The sequence below is a fragment of the Pseudomonas sp. C6002 genome (assembly GCF_013385805.1).
GTDB lineage: Bacteria > Pseudomonadota > Gammaproteobacteria > Pseudomonadales > Pseudomonadaceae > Aquipseudomonas.
In genome coordinates, this window is record NZ_JACAPH010000014.1 from 221,350 (window position 1) to 242,764 (window position 21,415).

The 21,415-nt window shown below is 61.7% G+C and carries 20 protein-coding genes; 17 read left to right on the forward strand and 3 right to left on the reverse strand.

What is annotated here, in order from left to right:
• Positions 1-227: 227 nt before the first annotated feature.
• The 16 genes from HX817_RS09695 to HX817_RS09770 all read left to right on the forward strand — a co-directional run bounded on the left by HX817_RS09695 (position 228) and on the right by HX817_RS09770 (position 16,527).
• A complete protein-coding gene (locus HX817_RS09695) occupies positions 228-1,850 on the forward strand; it encodes a methyl-accepting chemotaxis protein (RefSeq protein WP_003219261.1) in 1,623 nt (540 codons plus the stop codon).
• Positions 1,850-2,362 (forward strand): chemotaxis protein CheW, encoded by a 513-nt coding sequence (locus HX817_RS09700; protein ID WP_102368206.1) that lies wholly within the window; start codon positions 1,850-1,852, stop codon positions 2,360-2,362. The genes HX817_RS09695 and HX817_RS09700 overlap by 1 nt, the downstream gene beginning before the upstream one ends.
• Positions 2,362-3,624, forward strand: a complete 1,263-nt coding sequence (locus HX817_RS09705; protein WP_177037004.1) for a protein-glutamate O-methyltransferase CheR — start codon at positions 2,362-2,364, stop codon at positions 3,622-3,624. Before HX817_RS09700 ends, HX817_RS09705 begins: the two co-directional genes overlap by 1 nt.
• Positions 3,621-4,307, forward strand: a complete 687-nt coding sequence (locus tag HX817_RS09710) for a chemotaxis protein CheW (protein ID WP_102368208.1) — start codon at positions 3,621-3,623, stop codon at positions 4,305-4,307. The genes HX817_RS09705 and HX817_RS09710 overlap by 4 nt, the downstream gene beginning before the upstream one ends.
• On the forward strand, positions 4,304-6,607 hold the full coding sequence (locus HX817_RS09715; protein ID WP_102368209.1) for a hybrid sensor histidine kinase/response regulator: 2,304 nt from the start codon (positions 4,304-4,306) through the stop codon (positions 6,605-6,607). The genes HX817_RS09710 and HX817_RS09715 overlap by 4 nt, the downstream gene beginning before the upstream one ends.
• Positions 6,604-7,614, forward strand: coding sequence for a chemotaxis response regulator protein-glutamate methylesterase (locus HX817_RS09720; protein ID WP_003219250.1), 1,011 nt, complete (start codon positions 6,604-6,606; stop codon positions 7,612-7,614). The genes HX817_RS09715 and HX817_RS09720 overlap by 4 nt, the downstream gene beginning before the upstream one ends.
• A gap of 51 nt (positions 7,615-7,665) precedes the next feature.
• The gene (locus HX817_RS09725) at positions 7,666-8,667 is read left to right on the forward strand and encodes a diguanylate cyclase (protein WP_003219248.1); all 1,002 of its coding nucleotides are present in this window, start codon (positions 7,666-7,668) and stop codon (positions 8,665-8,667) included.
• A gap of 247 nt (positions 8,668-8,914) precedes the next feature.
• A protein-coding gene (gene prfB / locus HX817_RS09730) for a peptide chain release factor 2 (protein WP_096236834.1) occupies positions 8,915-10,010 on the forward strand; the annotation gives its coding sequence in 2 pieces (ribosomal slippage) (positions 8,915-8,986 and positions 8,988-10,010; 1,095 coding nt in all).
• Between the two features lie 78 nt (positions 10,011-10,088).
• Positions 10,089-11,591 carry a lysine--tRNA ligase gene (gene lysS, locus HX817_RS09735; RefSeq protein WP_003219243.1) on the forward strand — a complete coding sequence of 501 codons (1,503 nt, stop codon included), beginning with the start codon at positions 10,089-10,091 and terminating at the stop codon, positions 11,589-11,591.
• A gap of 152 nt (positions 11,592-11,743) precedes the next feature.
• A complete protein-coding gene (locus HX817_RS09740) occupies positions 11,744-12,460 on the forward strand; it encodes a TetR/AcrR family transcriptional regulator (RefSeq protein ID WP_023659125.1) in 717 nt (238 codons plus the stop codon).
• Positions 12,461-12,476: 16 nt separating this feature from the next.
• Positions 12,477-13,025: a hypothetical protein gene (locus tag HX817_RS09745; RefSeq protein WP_003219239.1), complete on the forward strand. Its 549-nt coding sequence runs from the start codon at positions 12,477-12,479 to the stop codon at positions 13,023-13,025.
• Positions 13,026-13,046: 21 nt separating this feature from the next.
• Positions 13,047-14,324 (forward strand): flavohemoglobin expression-modulating QEGLA motif protein, encoded by a 1,278-nt coding sequence (locus HX817_RS09750; protein ID WP_003219237.1) that lies wholly within the window; start codon positions 13,047-13,049, stop codon positions 14,322-14,324.
• Between the two features lie 173 nt (positions 14,325-14,497).
• On the forward strand, positions 14,498-15,403 hold the full coding sequence (locus tag HX817_RS09755) for an alpha/beta hydrolase (RefSeq protein WP_023659124.1): 906 nt from the start codon (positions 14,498-14,500) through the stop codon (positions 15,401-15,403).
• Positions 15,400-15,726, forward strand: a complete 327-nt coding sequence (locus tag HX817_RS09760) for a hypothetical protein (RefSeq protein WP_003219233.1) — start codon at positions 15,400-15,402, stop codon at positions 15,724-15,726. Before HX817_RS09755 ends, HX817_RS09760 begins: the two co-directional genes overlap by 4 nt.
• 112 nt (positions 15,727-15,838) lie before the next feature.
• Positions 15,839-16,084 (forward strand): FlxA-like family protein, encoded by a 246-nt coding sequence (locus HX817_RS09765; RefSeq protein WP_177040160.1) that lies wholly within the window; start codon positions 15,839-15,841, stop codon positions 16,082-16,084.
• 209 nt (positions 16,085-16,293) lie between these two features.
• On the forward strand, positions 16,294-16,527 hold the full coding sequence (locus HX817_RS09770; protein WP_008431103.1) for a hypothetical protein: 234 nt from the start codon (positions 16,294-16,296) through the stop codon (positions 16,525-16,527).
• 28 nt (positions 16,528-16,555) lie between these two features.
• Here HX817_RS09770 and HX817_RS09775 read toward each other — a convergent pair whose 3' ends face one another.
• The 3 genes from HX817_RS09775 to HX817_RS09785 form a co-directional block, all read right to left on the reverse strand.
• The gene (locus HX817_RS09775) at positions 16,556-17,341 is read right to left on the reverse strand and encodes an OmpA family protein (RefSeq protein WP_003219227.1); all 786 of its coding nucleotides are present in this window, start codon (positions 17,339-17,341) and stop codon (positions 16,556-16,558) included.
• Positions 17,342-17,396: 55 nt separating this feature from the next.
• Positions 17,397-17,825 carry a DUF4398 domain-containing protein gene (locus HX817_RS09780; protein ID WP_003219226.1) on the reverse strand — a complete coding sequence of 143 codons (429 nt, stop codon included), beginning with the start codon at positions 17,823-17,825 and terminating at the stop codon, positions 17,397-17,399.
• A 284-nt stretch (positions 17,826-18,109) separates the two neighbouring features.
• The gene (locus HX817_RS09785) at positions 18,110-18,454 is read right to left on the reverse strand and encodes a hypothetical protein (RefSeq protein ID WP_003219222.1); all 345 of its coding nucleotides are present in this window, start codon (positions 18,452-18,454) and stop codon (positions 18,110-18,112) included.
• 187 nt (positions 18,455-18,641) lie between these two features.
• Here HX817_RS09785 and ppc point away from each other — a divergent pair, with 187 nt between their 5' ends.
• A complete protein-coding gene (ppc, locus tag HX817_RS09790) occupies positions 18,642-21,287 on the forward strand; it encodes a phosphoenolpyruvate carboxylase (RefSeq protein ID WP_177040161.1) in 2,646 nt (881 codons plus the stop codon).
• The last annotated feature ends 128 nt before the right edge of the window (positions 21,288-21,415 follow it).

Consider the following 21,415-nt stretch of genomic DNA (forward strand, 5'->3'; position numbering starts at 1 on the left):
GAGGTGCCGAGTGGTGGGGCAAGAGCGTTTTGCTCACTTTTGCGCTGTTCAAAAGTGAGCCGCTGTAAGAGCGGAACCAATAGCAGCCGTTACCGCAGCAACGGATATGCCCCCCCCAAGAAAACTTCCCCCCCCCGCGCGTGACCCAGATCCCACAACCCGTTGATTAATGATGGCATCCGCTCAGCTATACTCCTCTCCATTTGAATGGCCCTTGAGGAATTACTGTGAAGAACTGGACCTTGCGCCAACGGATTTTGGCGAGCTTTGCGGTCATCATCGCGATCATGCTGCTGATGGTAGTGGTCTCGTATTCACGCCTGTTGAAGATCGAGGCCGGCGAAGAGTCAGTCCGCGATGACGCAGTCCCCGGGGTCTACCTAAGCTCCATGATCCGCAGCGCATGGGTCGACAGCTACCTCGACACCCTCGACATCATCGGCCTGCGCAAAGACAAGACACTCACCGAAGCCGACAAGGCCGACTACAAGTCCTTCGAAGCGCGCATCATCACGCAAATGGCCAATTACAAGGCAACTATCAACGGCGCTGAAGATCAGGCCGAGTTCGATAAGTTCGAAGCCCTGCACCAGGCCTACAACAAGGCTTTGGCCGCAGTCACTGAAAACCTGCAACGCAATGACGTCGCCGCCGCCCGCAAAGTGTTCGACGAAGAGCTGACCCCGACCTGGACCGCAGGCCGCATGAAGCTCAACGACATCATCACCGAAAACAAAAACGTCGCGGACCGCGCCACCAACGCTATCGACGACGCCGTGTCCGCTGCAAAAATCAGCATGGGCGTCTCGCTGATCCTCGCGATCCTCGCCGCCGGCCTCTGCGGCCTGCTGCTGATGCGCGCGATCATGGCGCCGATGAAACGCATCGTCGACATCCTCGAAACCATGCGCACCGGCGACTTGAGCAAACGCCTGAACCTCGAACGCAAGGACGAATTCGGCGCAGTAGAGACCGGCTTCAACGACATGATGACCGAGCTCACCGCCCTGGTGTCCCAGGCACAGCGCTCTTCGGTACAGGTCACTACCTCGGTCACCGAGATTGCTGCCACTTCCAAGCAACAACAGGCCACGGCCACTGAAACCGCAGCGACGACCACCGAGATCGGCGCTACTTCGCGGGAGATCGCTGCTACTTCCAAGGACTTGGTCCGTACCATGACCGAAGTCTCCACCGCCGCCGACCAGGCCTCGGTGGCCGCCGGCTCCGGCCAGCAAGGCCTGGCGCGCATGGAAGAAACCATGCACTCGGTGATGGGCGCAGCTGACCTGGTAAACGCCAAACTGGCGATCCTCAATGAGAAGGCCGGCAACATCAACCAGGTGGTGGTGACCATCGTCAAGGTCGCCGACCAGACCAACCTGTTGTCCCTCAACGCTGCCATCGAGGCCGAGAAGGCCGGTGAGTACGGTCGCGGGTTTGCCGTGGTAGCCACCGAAGTGCGGCGCCTGGCCGACCAGACCGCCGTGGCCACCTACGACATCGAGCAGATGGTCCGCGAGATCCAGTCGGCGGTGTCGGCCGGGGTGATGGGCATGGACAAGTTCTCTGAAGAAGTGCGCCGTGGCATGTTCGAGGTGCAGCAGGTGGGCGAGCAGTTGTCGCAGATCATCCATCAGGTGCAGGCCCTGGCGCCACGGGTGTTGATGGTCAACGAAGGCATGCAGGCCCAGGCCACCGGCGCCGAGCAGATCAACCATGCGCTGGTGCAGTTGGGCGATGCCAGCAGCCAGACCGTGGAGTCCCTGCGTCAGGCCAGCTTTGCCATCGACGAGCTGAGCCAGGTCGCCGTCGGCCTGCGCAGCGGCGTGTCGCGTTTTAAAGTCTGATGAACGACCTCGCGGCTAAACGCGGTGCCGTTGCGGCAGTGAAGAAAGCACTGTTCCTGGTGTTTCACATCGGTAATGAACGGTATGCCCTCAAGGCCACGGAAGTGGCCGAGGTGCTGCCGCGCCTGCCGCTCAAGCCCATTGCCCATGCGCCTGCGTGGGTCGCCGGGATCTTTGCCCATCGCGGGGCGATGGTGCCGGTGATCGATCTCAGTGCCTTGACCTTCGGTACGCCGGCCCAGGCCCGCACCAGCACGCGCCTGGTGTTGGTCAATTATCAGCCGGATGCACTCACTCCGGCACGCTGGCTGGGGCTGATCCTCGAACAGGCCACCGATACCCTGCGCTGTGACCCGGCGGAGTTCCAGCCCTACGGCCTGGACAACCGCCAGGCACGTTACCTGGGCCCGGTGCGCGAAGACGAGCGTGGCTTGATGCAGTGGATCGGCGTGGCGGACCTGCTGACGGCTGACGTGCAGGCGCTGCTGTTTGCCGCGGGCGAGGAGGGTTGATGAGCAGTGATCAACGCTTCTTCGACTTCCTTAAGGAGCGCATTGGCCTGGACGTTGCCTCGGTGGGCGAAGCGATCATCGAGCGTGCCGTACGCCAGCGCAGCATGGCGCTCAGCGCGCAGACCGCAGATCAATACTGGCAGCAATTGCAGGCCTCCACCGACGAACAGCAAGCGCTGATCGAAGCGGTGATCGTCCCCGAAACCTGGTTTTTCCGTTACCCCGAATCCTTCGCCACCCTGGGCCGGCTGGCGGTCGCCCGCCTGGCCGAAATCAAGCAGATGCGCGCCCTGCGGATCCTCAGCCTGCCGTGTTCCACCGGCGAAGAACCCTATTCGATTGCCATGGCCTTGCTCGACGCCGGGCTGGCGCCGCATCAGTTCAAGGTGCAGGGCATGGACGTCAGCCCGCTGTCGGTGGAGCGCGCCCGCCGTGGGGTGTACGGCAAGAATTCGTTTCGCGGCCAGGACCTCGAGTTCCGCGATCGCCACTTCACCGAGCAAACCGACGGCTACCGGATTGCCGACCGGGTACGCGAACAAGTGCGCCTGCAGGTGGGCAACCTGCTGGACCCCACGCTGCTGGCCAACGAGCCCACCTACGATTTTGTGTTCTGCCGCAACCTGCTGATCTACTTCGACCAGCCGACCCAGAAGCAGGTGTTTGAAGTGCTCAAGGGCCTGACCCACCTCGACGGCGTGCTGTTTATCGGGCCTGCCGAAGGCAGCCTGCTGGGGCGCCTGGGCATGCGTTCGATTGGCGTGCCGCAGTCGTTTGCCTTCAGCCGGCATGCGGAGCCCGCGCCTGAACCGGTATTTGTGCCGATGCCCGCGCCGATTCCTCAGCGCAGTGCCGCGCCTATCCCGACCAGGCCCCGGCCGTTCAGCACCGTCAGTGCCCAAGTGGTACCGATCAAGCCGCCGCCCCCGCAGTCGGACGCCGCCGATCTGCTCAGTCAGATTGCGACCCTGGCCAATGAAGGCAAGAGCCTGGAAGCCCGTGCTGCCTGCGAGCGTTATTTGCAGAGCCATCCGCCGGCGGCCCAGGTGTTTTATTGGCTGGGCCTGCTCAGCGATGTGGCCGGCAGCGCCCTGGAAGCCCAGGGTTATTACAGAAAAGCCTTGTACCTGGAACCCCAGCACCCGCAGGCCTTGATGCACTTGGCCGCGTTGCTCGAGTCCCAGGGCGATGTCGCCGGCGCCCGGCGTTTGCAGGCTCGTGCCGCGCGCAGCGAGCGAGCTGACAGTGAGCGTAAATCATGACCCTGGATCCCGAGCTGAACCTGACCCTGGCCGATACCCAGGCCATCGATGACTGCTGGAACCGCATCGGCATCCACGGTGACAAGTCCTGCCCGTTGCTGGCCGAGCACATTCACTGTCGCAATTGCTCGGTGTATTCCGCCGCCGCCACGCGCCTGCTCGACCGTTATGCCTTGCAGCAGGACGATCACCGCCCCGTCGCGACGCCGGAAGTCGAGGGTGACGTCCTCACCCGTTCGCTGCTGATGTTCCGCCTCGGCGAAGAATGGCTGGGCATCGCCACTCGCTGCCTGGTGGAAGTGGCACCGTTGCAGCCGATCCATTCCTTGCCCCATCAGCGTTCCCGCGCCTTGCTGGGCGTGGCCAATGTGCGTGGCGCACTGGTGGCGTGCCTGTCCCTGGTGGAATTGCTGGGGCTGGACAGCACCGGCAGCGGCCCCAGTGGCGCACGAATCATGCCGCGCATGCTGATCATCGCGGCGCAGGACGGCCCCGTGGTGGTGCCGGTGGACGAAGTGGACGGTATCCATGCCATTGATGAACGCACCTTGAATGCGGCATCTGCGTCGGGCACCCAGGCCAGCGCCCGCTATACCCAAGGGGTGTTGCAGTGGAAAGGCCGCAGCCTGCGCTGGCTGGACGAGGCGCAATTGTTGTCTGCCGTGACCCGGAGCCTCACATGACCCCCGACCAGATGCGCGATGCCTCGCTGCTGGAGCTGTTCAGCCTGGAAGCCGACGCCCAGACCCAGGTGCTCAGCGCCGGCCTGCTGGCCCTGGAGCGCAACCCGACCCAGGCCGACCAGCTCGAAGCCTGCATGCGCGCCGCCCATTCCCTGAAGGGCGCGGCGCGGATTGTCGGGGTGGACGCGGGGGTCAGCGTGGCCCACGTGATGGAAGATTGCCTGGTCAGCGCCCAGGAAAGCCGCTTGTACCTGCTGCCGGAACATATCGACGCACTGCTGCAAGGCACCGATTTGCTGATGCGCATTGCCACGCCGGGCAACACCGTGGGCCCGGCGGACATCGAGTCCTATGTGGCATTGATGGAGCGGTTGCTCGATCCGTCGCAGAAAGTCGCACCGCCCGCTGCGCCAAAGCCTGCGCCGCCGCCCACACCCGCGCCAGAACCTGAATTGTCGATGGAAGCGCTGCTGACCCTGCCGCCGGAGCCCGAGCCCGCGCCGCCGGTCAGTGCCGAACTGCCACGCCAAAATAAGCGCATGACCGAAGGCGGAGAGCGGGTGTTGCGGGTGACCGCCGAACGCTTGAACAGCCTGTTGGACCTGTCCAGCAAGTCCCTGGTGGAAACCCAGCGGCTCAAGCCTTACCTCGCCAGCTTGCAACGCCTCAAGCGCATCCAGAGCAACAGCGCCCGCGCCCTGGAAAACCTCGACGGCCACCTCAAGACCGTCGACCTGAGCCTGGAAGCCCAGGAAGCGCTGGCTGATACCCGCCGCCTGTTGAGCGAAGCCCAGGCGCTGCTCGCGGAAAAAACCGCCGAAATCGACGAGTTCGGCTGGCAGGCCGGGCAACGCGCCCAAGTCTTGTACGACACGGCGCTGGCGTGCCGCATGCGGCCGTTTGCCGACGTGCTGGCCGGGCAGGTGCGCATGGTGCGTGACCTGGGCCGCAGCCTTGGTAAACAGGTACGCCTGGAAATCGAAGGCGAGAAAACCCAGGTCGACCGCGATGTGCTGGAAAAACTCGAAGCGCCGCTGACCCATTTACTGCGCAATGCTGTTGACCACGGCATTGAAATGCCCGAGCAACGCCTGCTGGCGGGCAAACCGGCTGAAGGCCTGATCCGCCTGCGGGCGTCTCACCAGGCCGGCTTGCTGGTGCTGGAATTGAGCGACGACGGTAACGGTGTCGACCTGGAGCGCCTGCGCGGCACCATCGTCGACCGGCATTTGTCGCCGGTGGAAACCGCCCTGCGCCTGAGCGAAGAGGAACTGCTCACGTTCCTGTTCCTGCCGGGGTTCAGCCTGCGGGACAAGGTCACCGAGGTCTCGGGGCGCGGGGTCGGCCTGGATGCGGTGCAGCATATGGTGCGCCAGTTGCGCGGTGCGGTGGTGCTGGAGCAGACGGCGGGGCAGGGCAGTCGCTTCCACCTGGAGGTGCCGTTGACCCTGTCGGTAGTGCGCAGCCTGGTGGTGGAAGTTGGCGAAGAGGCCTACGCCTTCCCGCTGGCCCACATCGAGCGCATGTGCGATCTTGCGCCCGACGACATCGTGCAACTGGAAGGCCGCCAGCATTTCTGGCACGAAGGCCGGCATGTCGGCCTGGTCGCCGCCAGCCAGTTGCTGCAGCGCCCGCCGGGGCAGGGCAGTCAGGAAACCCTGAAGGTCGTGGTGATCCGCGAGCGCGATGCGGTCTACGGGATTGCCGTGGAGCGTTTTATCGGCGAGCGCACGCTGGTGGTATTGCCCCTGGACGACCGGTTGGGCAAGGTCCAGGACATCTCCGCCGGAGCGTTGCTCGATGACGGTTCGGTGGTGCTGATCGTCGACGTCGAAGACATGCTGCGATCGGTGGACAAACTGCTGAATACCGGTCGTCTGGAGCGCATCGCCCGACGCACCCAGCAAACCCTCGAAGCACCGCGCAAGCGTATTCTGGTGGTGGATGACTCGCTGACCGTGCGTGAGCTGCAACGCAAATTGTTACTTAATCGCGGTTATGAAGTGGCCGTGGCGGTCGATGGCATGGATGGCTGGAACGCGCTGCGCTCCGAAGACTTCGACCTGCTGATCACGGACATTGATATGCCTCGCATGGACGGTATTGAATTGGTCACACTCTTGCGCCGTGATACTCGCCTGCAATCCCTGCCGGTGATGGTTGTTTCCTACAAGGATCGGGAAGAAGACCGTCGTCGTGGACTGGACGCCGGCGCCGACTATTATCTAGCCAAGGCCAGCTTCCATGACGACGCGCTGTTGGACGCGGTGGTGGAGCTGATTGGAGGAGCACGGGCATGAGGATTGCGATCGTCAATGACATGCCCATGGCCGTGGAGGCCTTGCGCCGGGCGTTGAGCCTTGAGCCGGCCCACGAAGTGGTGTGGGTTGCAGGCAACGGCCTGGAAGCAGTGCAGCGTTGCGCCGAGTTCACGCCCGACCTGATTCTGATGGACCTGATCATGCCGGTGATGGACGGTGTGGAGGCCACCCGGCAGATCATGGCCGAGACGCCCTGTGCGATCCTGATTGTCACCGTCGACCGCCAGGCCAACGTCAGCCGTGTATTCGAAGCCATGGGCCATGGCGCCCTGGACGTGGTTGACACGCCTGCACTGGGCGTGGGCAATCCGAAGGACGCCGCGGCACCGCTGTTGCGCAAGATCCTCAATATCGGCTGGCTGATTGGCCAGCGTGGCAGCCGCGTGCGGGCCGAGCCTGCGCCCCAGCGGGCCACGGGCAAACGCCAGAGCCTGGTGGCCATCGGTTCGTCCGCAGGCGGCCCGGCTGCCCTGGAATCCCTGCTCAAGGGCTTGCCCCGGGACTTCTCGCCGGCCATTGTGCTGGTGCAGCATGTGGACCAGGTGTTCGCCGCCGGCATGGCCGAATGGCTGAGCAGTGCCTCGGGCCTGCCGGTGCGCCTGGCCCGGGAAGGCGAGCCGCCCCAAAGCGGTGTCGTGTTGCTGGCGGGCACCAATCATCACATTCGTCTGCTGAAGAACGGCACGCTGGCCTACACCGCAGAGCCTGTGAACGAGATTTACCGGCCGTCCATCGACGTGTTTTTCGAGAGCGTCGCCAGCTACTGGAATGGCGATGCCGTTGGCGTGCTGCTGACGGGGATGGGGCGTGATGGCGCCCAGGGACTTAAGTTGATGCGTCAGCAAGGCTACCTGACCATCGCGCAGGACCAGCAAAGCTGTGCTGTTTACGGCATGCCCAAAGCGGCAGCGGCGATTGACGCGGCTGTTGAAATTCGCCCATTGGACAGAATTGCGCCACGATTGCTGGAGGTATTCGCAAAATGACCGATATCACACGCTGTCCTGGCCTGCAGGTAGTAATTCAGGTGACCGTAAATGAATGATTTGCAGCTCGACGACTTCAAGACCGACGAAAACGCCGCCATGGTGCTGCTCGTCGACGACCAGGCGATGATCGGCGAGGCCGTACGCCGGGGCCTGGCCCATGAAGACAATATCGACTTCCACTTTTGCGCCGACCCGCACCAGGCCATTGCCCAGGCGATCCGTATCAAGCCGACGGTGATCCTGCAGGACCTGGTGATGCCGGGTCTCGATGGCCTGACCCTGGTGCGCGAATACCGTAATCACCCGGCGACGCAGAACATCCCGATCATCGTGCTTTCCACCAAGGAAGACCCGCTGATCAAGAGCGCGGCGTTTGCTGCCGGGGCCAACGATTACCTGGTCAAGCTGCCCGATAACATCGAACTGGTGGCGCGCATCCGCTATCACTCGCGCTCCTACATGACCCTGTTGCAACGGGACGCGGCCTACCGGGCGCTGCGGGTCAGCCAACAGCAGTTGCTGGACACCAACCTGGTGCTGCAACGGCTGATGAACTCCGACGGCCTGACCGGGCTGTCCAATCGCCGGCATTTCGACGAATACCTGGAACTGGAATGGCGCCGCGCCATGCGTGACCAGACCCAACTGTCGCTGCTGATGATCGACGTGGACTTCTTCAAGACCTACAACGACAGTTTCGGCCACCTGGAAGGCGACGAGGCGTTACGCAAGGTGGCGGCGACCATTCGTGATGCCAGCAGCCGTCCTTCGGATTTGCCGGCGCGTTATGGCGGTGAAGAGTTTGCCCTGGTGCTGCCCAATACCTCGCCGGGCGGTGCGCGGCTGGTGGCCGAGAAGCTGCGCCAGGCGGTGGCGAGCCTGAAAATCCCGCACATTGCCCCGGCAGAAGGGGCGAGCCTGACCATCAGTATCGGCTTGGCGACCATGACCCCGGTGCAGGGCACCGATTGCCGGCAATTGATCTCGGCGGCGGACAAGGGCCTGTACCTGGCCAAGCACAATGGGCGCAATCAGGTGGGGATCGAGTAGGGAATACGGTCTGCGGGATGTCGCAGACCTAATGTGGGAGCGGGCTTGCTCGCGAATGCGGTGTGTCAGTCAATGCATCTGGCGACTGAACCACCGCATTCGCGAGCAAGCCCGCTCCCACATTTGATCTTCATCGCTGTCTGGATGGTGCATATCCCCGCCTTTTCGGCCAAGCGGACTGCCGTTATCAGCCGTTTGTCGTTATACTCGTCGGCTTTCAAAAGTTCGCCAACGAGTGCTGCCCGCCATGGAAATCAACCCGATCCTTAACACCATCAAGGACCTGTCCGAGCGCTCCGAAACTATTCGGGGGTATCTTTGACTACGATCAAAAGCATGAGCGTCTGACCGAAGTCAATCGCGAGCTTGAAGATCCGGCTGTCTGGAACAAACCTGAATATGCCCAGGAACTGGGCCGCGAGCGCGCTGCGCTGGCGCAGATCGTCGACACCCTCGACGAATTGAACACCGGTCTGGGCGATTGCCGCGACCTGCTGGACATGGCCGTCGAAGAAAACGACGAAGGCGCAGTGGGCGATGTCGTCGCCGAGCTGGCCCGTCTCGAGGAAAACCTCGCCAAACTCGAATTCCGCCGCATGTTCAGCCATGAAATGGACCCGAACAACGCCTACCTGGACATCCAGGCCGGTTCCGGCGGCACCGAAGCACAGGACTGGGCCAACATCCTGTTGCGCATGTACCTGCGCTGGGCCGACAAACGCGGTTTCGACGCGACCATCATGGAACTGTCGGCCGGTGAAGTCGCCGGCATCAAGGGCGCGACCGTGCACATCAAGGGCGAATACGCCTTTGGCTGGCTGCGGACCGAGATCGGCGTACACCGCCTGGTGCGCAAGAGCCCGTTCGACTCCGGCAACCGTCGCCACACGTCGTTCTCCGCCGTTTTCGTCTCGCCAGAGATCGACGACAAGGTGGAAATCGAGATCAACCCGGCAGACCTGCGGATCGACACCTACCGTTCCTCCGGTGCCGGTGGCCAGCACGTAAACACCACCGACTCGGCCGTACGTATTACCCACGTACCGACCAATACCGTGGTGAGCTGCCAGAACGAACGTTCCCAGCACGCGAACAAGGACACCGCCATGAAAATGCTGCGGGCCAAGTTGTACGAGCAGGAAATGCAGAAACGCAACGCCGCGTCCCAGGCGCTGGAAGACACCAAGTCGGATATCGGCTGGGGTCACCAGATCCGCTCGTATGTGCTCGACGCGTCGCGGATCAAGGATCTGCGTACCAACATCGAACGCAGCGACTGCGACAAGGTGCTCGACGGTGATATCGACGAATACCTGGAAGCCAGCCTGAAATCTGGCCTGTAACTCCTTTGTAGGAGCCGGCTTGCCGGCGATCCCCGGCCGCAGGCCGGGGACAACGAACCTGATGGAAAATTTAAAGACATGAGCGACCAACAACTCGACCCGCAAGCCCTGCAACAGGAAGAAAACTCCCTGATCGCCCTGCGCAAGGAAAAGCTTGCTGCCGAGCGCGCCAAGGGCAATGCCTTCCCGAACGACTTCCGCCGCGAAAACTACTGCGATGCCTTGCAGAAACAGTACGCGGACAAGACCAAGGAAGAGCTGGCAGAGGCTGCAATCCCGGTCAAGGTTGCCGGTCGCATCATGCTCAACCGTGGCTCGTTCATGGTGATCCAGGACATGACCGGTCGCATCCAGGTCTACGTCAACCGTAAAACCCTGTCCGAAGAAACCCTGGCCTCGGTAAAAACCTGGGACATGGGCGACATCATTGCCGCCGAAGGCACCCTGGCCCGTTCCGGCAAGGGTGACCTGTACGTTGAAATGACCAGCGTGCGCCTGCTGACCAAATCCCTGCGCCCGCTGCCGGACAAGCACCACGGCCTGACCGACACCGAGCAGCGCTATCGCCAGCGCTACGTTGACCTGATCGTCAACGAAGAAGTGCGCCAGACCTTCCGCGTGCGTTCGCAGGTTATTGCGCACATCCGCAGCTTCCTGATGAAGCGTGACTTCCTCGAAGTTGAAACTCCGATGCTGCAAACCATCCCGGGTGGTGCCGCAGCCAAGCCGTTCGAAACCCACCACAACGCGCTGGACATGGAAATGTTCCTGCGTATTGCGCCTGAGCTGTACCTCAAGCGGCTTGTTGTTGGCGGCTTCGAAAAAGTGTTCGAGATCAACCGCAACTTCCGTAACGAAGGCGTTTCGACCCGTCACAACCCTGAATTCACCATGTTGGAGTTCTACCAGGCCTACGCCGACTACGAAGACAACATGGACCTGACCGAGGAACTGTTCCGCGAACTGGCGCAACTGGTCCTGGGCACCACCGACGTGCCGTACGGCGACAAGGTGTTCCACTTCGGCGAGCCGTTCGTGCGCCTGTCGGTGTTCGATTCGATCCTCAAGTACAACCCTGAGCTGACCGCCGATGACCTGAACGACATCGACAAGGCCCGCGCCATCGCCAAGAAAGCCGGCGCCAAGGTGCTGGGCTTCGAAGGCCTGGGCAAATTGCAGGTGATGATTTTCGAAGAGCTGGTCGAGCACAAGCTGGAGCAGCCGCACTTCATTACCCAGTACCCGTTCGAAGTGTCGCCGCTGGCCCGTCGCAACGATGACAACCCGAACGTCACCGACCGTTTCGAGCTGTTCATCGGCGGCCGTGAAATCGCCAACGCCTACTCCGAGCTGAACGACGCCGAAGACCAGGCCGAGCGCTTCATGGCCCAGGTGGCTGACAAGGACGCTGGCGACGACGAGGCGATGCACTACGACGCCGACTTCGTACGCGCCCTGGAATACGGCATGCCGCCTACCGCCGGTGAAGGTATCGGCATCGACCGGTTGGTGATGTTGTTGACCAACTCGCCGTCGATCCGTGACGTGATCTTGTTCCCGCACATGCGGCCACAAGCGTAACCGTAGCGAAATCCGAAGCCGCCTTTTATAAGGCGGCTTTTTTATGTGGCGTTTATAAGCGTCAAGTAAACAGCGCCAGGTGATCGTTCCCACGCTCCGCGTGGGAACGCAGCCCGTGACGCTCCGCGTCACACTGTGGAGGAAGATCCGTCGTGAACCGCGTAATGGCTCAAAAGGGTGCCGCCGGCATTGCCGCTGCCGTGGCTGAAAGTGTTCAGTACCAGGGCCGCAAGGCCAGTCGCCGGGGCAGTGAGCAGCGCAGGCAGGACATTCTCGATGCAGCGATGCGCATCGTGGTACGCGAAGGCGTGCGTGCCGTGCGTCACCGTGCGGTGGCGGCGGAAGCCGGTGTGCCGTTGTCGGCCACCACCTATTACTTCAAGGACATCGACGACCTGCTCACCGACACCTTCGCCCAATATGTGGAGCGCAGCGCCGCGTTCATGGGCAAGTTGTGGGTGCGTAATGAAGGCCTGCTGCGCGAGATGGTGGCTTATGGCGACGGCAGCCCGCAGTCGCGCTCGCAACTGGCCGATGACATCGCGCGCCTGACCGCCGATTACGTGCAACGCCAATTGCTCAACCGCCGTGAGCACCTGATGGCCGAGCAGGCGTTTCGCCAGGAAGCGCTGCTGAACCCGCGCCTGGCCGAGCTGGTGCGCTCCCACCAGCAAATCCTGCTGCAGGGCACTTGCCAGTTTTTCCAGGTATTGGGTTCCCGCGAGCCGCAACAGGATGCCAAAGTGTTGACGGCGATTATCGGTCGGATGGAATATCAGGGCCTGCTGGGCGGCGCAGAGCCTCTGACCAGCGAAGAAATGCTTGAGATCCTCAAGCGTTACATGCATTTGGTGTTGGCTTCGGTCTGACACAGGGGATTGTCCAATGAAAGCCTGGCGCGTCGTCGTGATCGCCTTGTCGTTCCTGTTGCTCAGCGGTTGCCTGGTGACCTTCAAGGACCCGTTGCCCGCCAGCGAGGCGGCGCCTGATGGTCTGCTTGGCAAATGGGCCAGCAAAAATGCCTGGGGTGAGCCGCTCAATCTGCAAATCAGCCGCGTCGGTAAGCACCGCTACAAAGCCGTGAGCTACCCTAAGGCCAAGCCGGGCCAGCGGGATGAATACCTGTTCACGGTTTCCCGGCATGGCAGCCGCTGGTATCTGTCGGCGCCATTGCCGGCCAGGTTCGGCGGGCATTACATCCTCGCCGGGTTCGAATTGAATGATGAGCACGAGCTTGTGGTCTACAACCTCGACCTGGATCAGGTCCACCAGGCGGTCGGCCAGAAGGTCCTGAGTGGCAGCACCGTCGAAACCGTCGAGGGTGCCGGTGTGTTGATCGACAGTTCCATGGCCCGGGTATTTGCGTACCTGGATGATCCGGCCAATGCCGATGTGTTCGTCGAAGCCGTGCGCTACCAGCGTGCAGGCAAATAACGTTTAAAGAGGAAGTACCGGGTGGACGATTACCAGCAGACGATACGCGCCTTGTCCGATCGCATTGTGCTGGCGCAAACACCGATTCGCGTCCTCGACGCCGTGAAGTGGGACGAGAATATTCGCCAGGGATTCCTCAAGGCCAAGGGCAAGGAAATGCCGGCGGTGGACCGCGACTACTACCTGACCCGGCCGCTGTCGTTCGATTCCAGCGCGGTGAAGCTGGAGTTCCAGAACATCGAGCGCGACATCACCCGCCAGCTTGGCCAGTTCAACCCGGTCGGGCAGATCATGCGGCGCATGTGCAAGGAATACCGCATGGTGGTGCGCATGCTCGAAGCGCGGGGCACCGAGGATTTCGGCCTGATCTCCCAGGAGCTGTATGGCGCCGCTTCCGATGCGTTCCATGCCGGTGACCCGACCCTGGCCGACCTCGGCCTGATGATGTCGGACTACCTGAACAATATCGATGGCCGTGGCGACCTCAAGGACGAAGCCAAGACCCTGACCGCCAAGGACGCCGTCAACCTGCTGCAGAGCCGCCTGAACAAGGTATTCGGCGAGGCCGAGGAAACCATCCGGGTGTTCGAGTCCGACGGTATCGTGGCGGATGCGGCGGCAGGTGCCGACTACATCAAGATCCGCGCCGACGCGATGTTCAACGACCGCGACGTGCGCGCCCTGGAGGTCCATGAAGGCCTGGTGCACGTGGGCACCACCCTCAATGGGCAAAACCAGCCGATCTGCACCTTCCTGTCCAAGGGCCCGCCCTCGTCGACCGTGACCCAGGAAGGCCTGGCGATCCTGATGGAAATCATCACCTTCGCCTCCTACCCCAGCCGCCTGCGCAAGCTGACCAACCGCACTCGCGCCATTCATATGGTGGAGCAGGGAGCCGACTTCCTGCAGGTGTTCGAATTCTTCCGCGAGCAGGGGTTCGAGATGGCGGAAAGCTACGGCAACGCCAGCCGGGTTTTCCGTGGGTCGACGCCTACGGGTCTGCCGTTTACCAAGGATTTGTCCTACCTCAAGGGCTTTATCATGGTTTACAACTACATTCAGTTGGCCGTGCGCAAAGGCAAGCTGGAGCAAGTGCCGTTGTTGTTCTGCGGCAAGACCACCCTGGAAGACATGCGTACCCTGCGCCAACTGGTGGACGAAGGCCTGGTGGTGCCACCCAAATACCTGCCGGATCAGTTCCGCGACATGAATGCGTTGGCGGCGTGGATGTGTTTCTCCAACTTCCTCAACCATTTGAGCCTGGACCGGATCGAGGCGGATTACTCCAATATCCTTTAACGATATCTCTGAAGGAACTCAGTCAAAATGTGGGAGCGGGCTTGCTCGCGAATGCGGTGTATCAGCAACAGATGTGGTTACTGAATCACCGCATTCGCGAGCAAGCCCGCTCCCACCTTTGATCTCCATAGGTCTTCAGGATCGTTCCCAACCCATTCACGAGGCTTCAACGGATGAGAATCCTCGGCATTCTTTGCCTGCTACTGACCCTTAACGGCTGCAGCTCCTTATTGTTCTATCCGGAGCGCGGCATGCCGTTCACCCCGGAAAAGGCTCGCTTGCAATACCGTGACGTCACATTGACCACCGCCGATGGCCTGAAGCTCCACGCCTGGTGGCTGCCGGCCAAGGCCGGCGTGCCGCTCAAGGGCACGGTGCTGCACCTGCACGGCAACGGCGGCAATCTGGCCTGGCACCTCGGCGGCAGCTGGTGGCTGCCGGAGCAGGGCTATCAAGTGCTGTTGGTGGACTATCGCGGCTACGGGCTGTCCGAAGGCGAACCTTCGCTGCCGGCGGTTTACCAGGACATCGACGCTGCCTTCAAGTGGATCGACAGCGCCCCCGAAACCCAGGGCCAGCCGTTGATCGTGCTCGGCCAAAGCCTGGGCGGCGCGTTAGTGGTGCACTACCTGGCGGAACATCCCGAACGTCAGCCGCAGCTCAAGGCGCTGGTACTGGACGGTGTGCCGGCCAGTTATCGTGACGTAGGACAATTCGCCCTCAGCACCTCCTGGCTAACATGGCCGTTCCAGGTGCCGTTGTCGTGGCTGGTGCCGGACGGCGACAGTGCGATCAACGCCATGCCCCGGCTGACCGGCGTGCCGAAATTGTTGTTCCATAGCCTGGATGACCCGATCGTGCCGCTCTCCAACGGCATTCGTCTGTATCAGGCTGCGCCGCCACCGCGGGTGCTGCAACTGACCCGGGGTGGCCACGTGCAAACCTTTGCCGACAAGACCTGGCAAACCGTGATGCTGCGCTACCTGGACGACCCCCAGCACTTCAACGGGCTGCGCCGCCTGGGGGAAATCCCCAATTACCCGGCGGCCCCGAATTCCAACGCAGAGAACCCGCAATGAGCGAAGAACGCAACATGATCCCCCTGATCCTCACCGGCATCGGCACCATCATCGGTACCGTTGGCTGCCTGTGGTACTACGGCTATTTGCACTTCGCCAAGCCCGAGGATGCGTTGCTGCTCAGCGACTTCACCATGCTCAAGACCGTGCCGGGCGAGGACTACAAAATCTCCCTGACCCCGGCCGCCCAGGTGGCGCAATGCGTTGATGGCGTGCTGGTGCTGTTTGATACCGAACAGAAAGGGCTGACCGGCGTACTGGTCAACAGTAAGAAGCAGGCAGTGCGTTGCATGGGGCAGGAAACGCCGCAATTGGAGCAGTAGCGCGAGCCAAGTGGGAAAGGTCTGGAACCATTTTAAGTGGATTACCACAGATTCCGTACTGGCCAGCAGCGCTGGATCGGTTATCTCGGATACTTAATTTGGAGTCACTTGAATGGACATTCCTCGCGTAAACAACTCGTCTTCCCCATTCACTGCCGGTGCGGGGGGAGGTGATTCGCGACTTCAGCAATTGGAACAAGAGATTCAGAAGTTGAAGAACCAGATCGCCCAAGGAGGCGGTGGTGCACAGGGCGCGCAGGGCGAAGAAAGCCTTGAGGAAAGGCTCAAGAGGCTCGAGGCGGAGCTGGCCCAACTCAAAGGGCAGGAGCAGGATAACTCGGCGCCAGTAAGCTACTGACCCGATGCTCTTGAAGCGCACTGGGACCTCTTGATTCCTGGCCTGCAAATAAAAGAATCCCGCCATTTGGCGGGATTTTTCATGCGGCCTCAAACGATCATGCAGCGACGGAGCGGGCGGCGTGGTGTGCGGGCTGGGCCCTCCGGTGCAGTCGTAGTTGATGATGGAAATATCTGGAACCGTATTGCGTAACGCACCACAGAAGCGATGTGATTTACACGAGTCGGGGCGAGAAGGTGGCGATAGATATTGCTGCAATAAGCAACATGGTGAACATGCTCAGGGGGCACGAGAAGCTGGAAATGCTCGACGCCGAGGATCATAAGCTCAAGCACTTGCTCGACAAGCTGTCGGAACATGGCTACGGCGGGAAGATAGAGCTACCAGCCGAGGATCCCAACCGACCTGTCCGGTTCGACGACCCGAAAAAAAACCCACAGTAACGTGGGTTTTTTTTCCAGCATCAATCGATCAGTTGGCCATCGAAGAACGTGGCTTGACCGGCTGGTTGTCGTTGGAGATGGTCACTTCAACGCGGCGGTTCATGGCGCGGCCCGAAACGCTGCCGTTATCGGCAACCGGGTATTCCTTGCCATAGCCCTGGGTCACGATGCGCGAGATATCCACACCCTGGTTGGCCAGTGCGCGCTGTACGGAAGCGGCGCGGCGCTCCGACAGGCTCTGGTTGTACGAGTCGGAACCGGTGCTGTCGGTGTAGCCTTCGACGATCACTTTACGGTCCGGGTTATCGCGCAGGAACTGCGCCAGCTTGGTGATGTTCACCAGGCCGCTGGACTTGAGGTCCGACTTGTTGGTGGCGAACAGCACGTCACCAAAGGTCACCAGTGTGCCGCGATCAGTCTGCTTGGCGTTCAAGCTGTCTTGCAGTTGCTTGATCTGCGCGTCACGGGCCTGCAGCAGGGCGCGGGCACGTTCGTCACCGGCGTTTTTCAGCTTGGCTTCGGACTCACGCAGGACGATGGTGTCCTTGGCCACTTCAACGCGCTGGTTGGTCAGGTAGGCCAACTGGTCGACCTTCTTCTGGTCTTCCTTGTCGCGGTAGGCCTTGTCAGCCTTGTCCAGCCAGTCGCTGGCGTCTTTGGTTTCCAGCGCCGCTACCTTGGTGGCTTGCGGGTTGGCTTGCAGGGCCGAGAAGTTGGTCCGAGCATTTTCCAGGTTCTGGTTCGGCGGGGTGGAGCAAGCCGCCAGAGCAACGCTCATCGCCAGCAGGGCAGGGATCATCAATTGTTTACGCATAGTCGTGTCGTCCTTTCAATTCGGTTTCGGGTGCAATGCAATCAGGGGCGGCGGCTTACTGTTGCGGCTGGATCACAGCCGGGCGCATGCCTTCCTGACGCAGCTCCTGAACAGCTTTCTGGGAATCCTTCACAGCCTGTTCGGCCTTGGCAGCCTGGGCTTTACGCTCTGCTACGCGAGCGTCCCACTCGGACTGTTCGGCCAGGCGACGGGCTTCGTCGTAGTTCTTGTCGTGCATGGCGATTTCAGCTTGCTTCAGTTTGTCCTGGGCAGACTTCATCTCCACGGCTGCGAACTCGGTACCGCCGGCGCTGACAGCGCTGTTCACCGCAGATTGGGTCACAGCGTATTGCTCGGTCGGCGGGTTGCCGGCGCAGCCAGCCAGTACGAAGCTGGTGCCGATTGCCAGCGCGGCCAATTTAAGCCCGCGCAGGTGGTTAAACGAGGTTTTGGCAGTGCTGGTCTTCATCGTCTTCAACTCCATTAGGTAACTCCTGAAAAACATCAAATCCATCTCCGGCTTGCAGTGTCTGCGGGGCCCGGCGGTTAGCTCAGGACGCCTATTCAAACGGCTGTTCCAAGTGATGGCTTACTGGCTGTGACCGGAGGCTTTTTTGAATAGTTCAGCGAAGATGGCGATTTGCCTAAAAAAATATTTGACTGAACGGTCAGTGTTTAAAAGTTGGAACTTTTGCATGGCGCAGCGGTATCCAGGGCCTGTGGGAGGCCCTGAATACGGGAGGTCAAGGGGTTTGAGGCGCAGGTTTACTAGTGTTTCTGCTTGTCGGACTGAGCTGACAAATCGTGCAGGTAACGCCGTGACAGGCTGAGAAACCGTGGGGTTGGGCCGACATCCTCATACAGCGGATCGCCTTCCTCATCGGTGGCAATCACCTGCTTGCCCTTGATATAGGGAAAGCTCGCTTCCAGCTCTTCGAGGGCTGCGCCAATCAACTCGCCGAGCAGTTCTTCGGTATGGCGTTTGGGGTACATCTCGGAGATCGCCGCCAGCCTGGCGGCGGCTTCCACGTCCAGATGGATGGCGTATTCGGTTTTGGTCAGGCGACCCTTGGCGTTTTCTTCCCAATGCTGGGCCAGTTCTCGGATTTTCATGGCAACCTCAATGGAGCCCACGGTACGCGGGCGATGATGAGTGACCAGCCGGCCAGCGCGGATAACGCTGCGGCTTACTGTTGAGACTAGCTGCAACTCACAAGGTTTAAAGTTCCTTGTAAGACGTCGCCGTGGGCGGCACTCTTGAAGATCAAAGCGTCCCGGATTTTCTGCTGGAGATTGGCTGATGAGCGATATCGATGCACGTTTGCGTGAGGATGTTCACCTGCTGGGTGAACTGTTGGGCAACACGATTCGAGAACAGTACGGCGATGAATTCCTCGACAAGATCGAGCAGATCCGTAAAGGCGCCAAGGCCGACCGCCGTGGCGCAGCCTCGGAGCAGGTGGCCGGCGAAGAGCTGAGCGCCAGCCTCAATCAACTCAAGGAAGACGAACTGCTGCCGGTGGCGCGGGCCTTCAACCAGTTTCTCAACCTGGCCAATATCGCCGAACAGTATCAGTTGATCCACCGCCGTGATGAATCAACCCCGGCGCCGTTCGAGTCGCGGGTGCTGCCGGAACTGCTGGCGCGCCTGCAGAGTGAAGGCCACAGCAGCGAATCCCTGGCGCGCCAGTTGGGCCGGCTGGAAATCGAACTGGTGCTCACCGCTCACCCCACCGAAGTCGCCCGCCGCACCCTGATCCAGAAATACGACGCCATCGCCGCACAACTGGCCCTGCAGGATCACCGCGACCTCACCACCGCCGAGCGCGAGCAGATCCGCAATCGCCTGCAACGCCTGATCGCCGAAGCCTGGCACACCGAAGAAATCCGCCGCACCCGGCCCACGCCGGTAGACGAAGCCAAGTGGGGCTTTGCGGTGATCGAGCATTCGTTGTGGCACGCCATCCCGAATTATTTGCGCAAGGCCGATCACGCCTTGCACGCGGCTACCGGCCTGCGCCTGCCTCTGGAGGCCGCGCCGATTCGCTTCGCTTCCTGGATGGGCGGCGACCGCGACGGCAACCCCAACGTCACCGCCCCGGTCACCCGCGAAGTGTTGCTGCTCGCGCGCTGGATGGCCGCTGACCTGTACTTGCGCGACATCGACCACCTCGCCTCCGAACTGTCGATGCAACAGGCCAGCCCGGCATTGCAGGCCAAGGTGGGTGACAGCGTCGAACCTTACCGGGCGTTGCTCAAGCAATTGCGTGAGCGGCTGCGCGCCACACGCCAATGGGCCCACACCTCGTTGACCAGCACCACGCCGGTGCCCGCCGATGTGCTGCAAAACAACCGCGACCTGCTCGAGCCTTTGCAACTGTGCTACGAGTCGCTGCATAGCTGCGGCATGGGCGTGATTGCCGACGGCCCGCTGCTGGATTGCCTGCGTCGGGCTGTGACGTTTGGCTTGTTCCTGGTGCGCCTCGACGTACGTCAGGATTCCACCCGCCACTGCGCGGCCATGACCGAAATCACGGATTACTTGGGCCTCGGCCGTTACGAGGATTGGGACGAAGAGGCGCGCATCAGTTTCCTGATGAAGGAACTGGCCAACCGTCGCCCCTTGTTGCCGGGTTACTTCAAACCCTCGGCAGACACCGCCGAAGTGCTGAACACCTGTAAGGAAATCGCTGCCGCACCGGCTGCGTCCCTGGGTTCCTACGTCATCTCCATGGCCGGCGCCGCGTCGGACGTGTTGGCCGTGCAACTGCTGCTCAAGGAGTCCGGCGTACAACGGCCGATGCGTGTGGTGCCGTTGTTCGAGACCCTGGCTGACCTGGACAACGCAGGCCCGGTGATCGAAAAACTGCTGCTGTTGCCGGGTTATCGCGCCCGTCTGCAAGGCCCGCAGGAAGTAATGATCGGCTACTCGGATTCGGCCAAGGACGCGGGCACTACCGCCGCCGCCTGGGCGCAATACCGGGCCCAGGAACGGCTGGTGGAAATCTGCCGCGAACAACAAGTCGAACTGCTGCTGTTCCACGGTCGTGGCGGCACTGTAGGCCGCGGCGGCGGCCCGGCTCACGCGGCGATTCTGTCGCAGCCTCCTGGGTCGGTGGCGGGGCGTTTCCGCACCACTGAGCAGGGCGAGATGATCCGCTTCAAGTTCGGCCTGCCGGACATCGCCGAGCAGAATCTCAACCTGTACCTGGCGGCGGTGCTGGAGGCAACCTTGCTGCCACCGCCACCACCGGAGCCGGCCTGGCGCCACTTGATGGACGAATTGGCCGCCGACGGTGTCAGCGCTTACCGCGCCGTGGTGCGGGAAAATCCGCAGTTCGTCGAGTATTTCCGCCAGTCCACGCCGGAGCAGGAACTGGGTCGCTTGCCCCTGGGTAGTCGTCCGGCCAAGCGCCGGGCTGGTGGCATTGAAAGCCTGCGGGCGATCCCGTGGATCTTCGGCTGGACCCAGACCCGCCTGATGCTGCCGGCCTGGCTCGGCTGGGAAGCGGCGTTGAACAATGCCCTGGAGCGGGGCGAAGGCGAGTTGCTGGGGCAGATGCGCGAGCAGTGGCCGTTCTTTCGTACCCGCATCGATATGCTGGAAATGGTGCTGGCCAAGGCCGACGCCGACATCGCCCGGCTGTATGACGAGCGATTGGTGCAGCCCGATCTGCTGCCATTGGGCGCGCACTTACGCGACCTATTGTCGCAGGCGTGCAGTGTGGTGCTTGGCCTGACTGGCCAGTCTCAGCTGCTGGCCCACAGCCCCGATACGCTTGAGTTCATCCGCCTGCGCAACACCTACCTGGACCCGTTGCACCTGCTGCAGGCCGAATTGCTGGCCCGATCGCGGCAACAGGAAGCGGCACAAGACAGCCCTCTGGAACAGGCGCTGCTGGTGTCTGTGGCCGGTATTGCCGCTGGTTTGCGCAACACCGGCTGACATTTATGGCGTGTTCTCAATAGCTTGCAGATACCCCGCGCCGGTCGCCGTAAAATTGGCGACCGGCGTTTTGCTGTCAGGGTTGTACCTGCTTGTAAAGCCAGCGCGGCGCGGGTTTCTCCTACTTT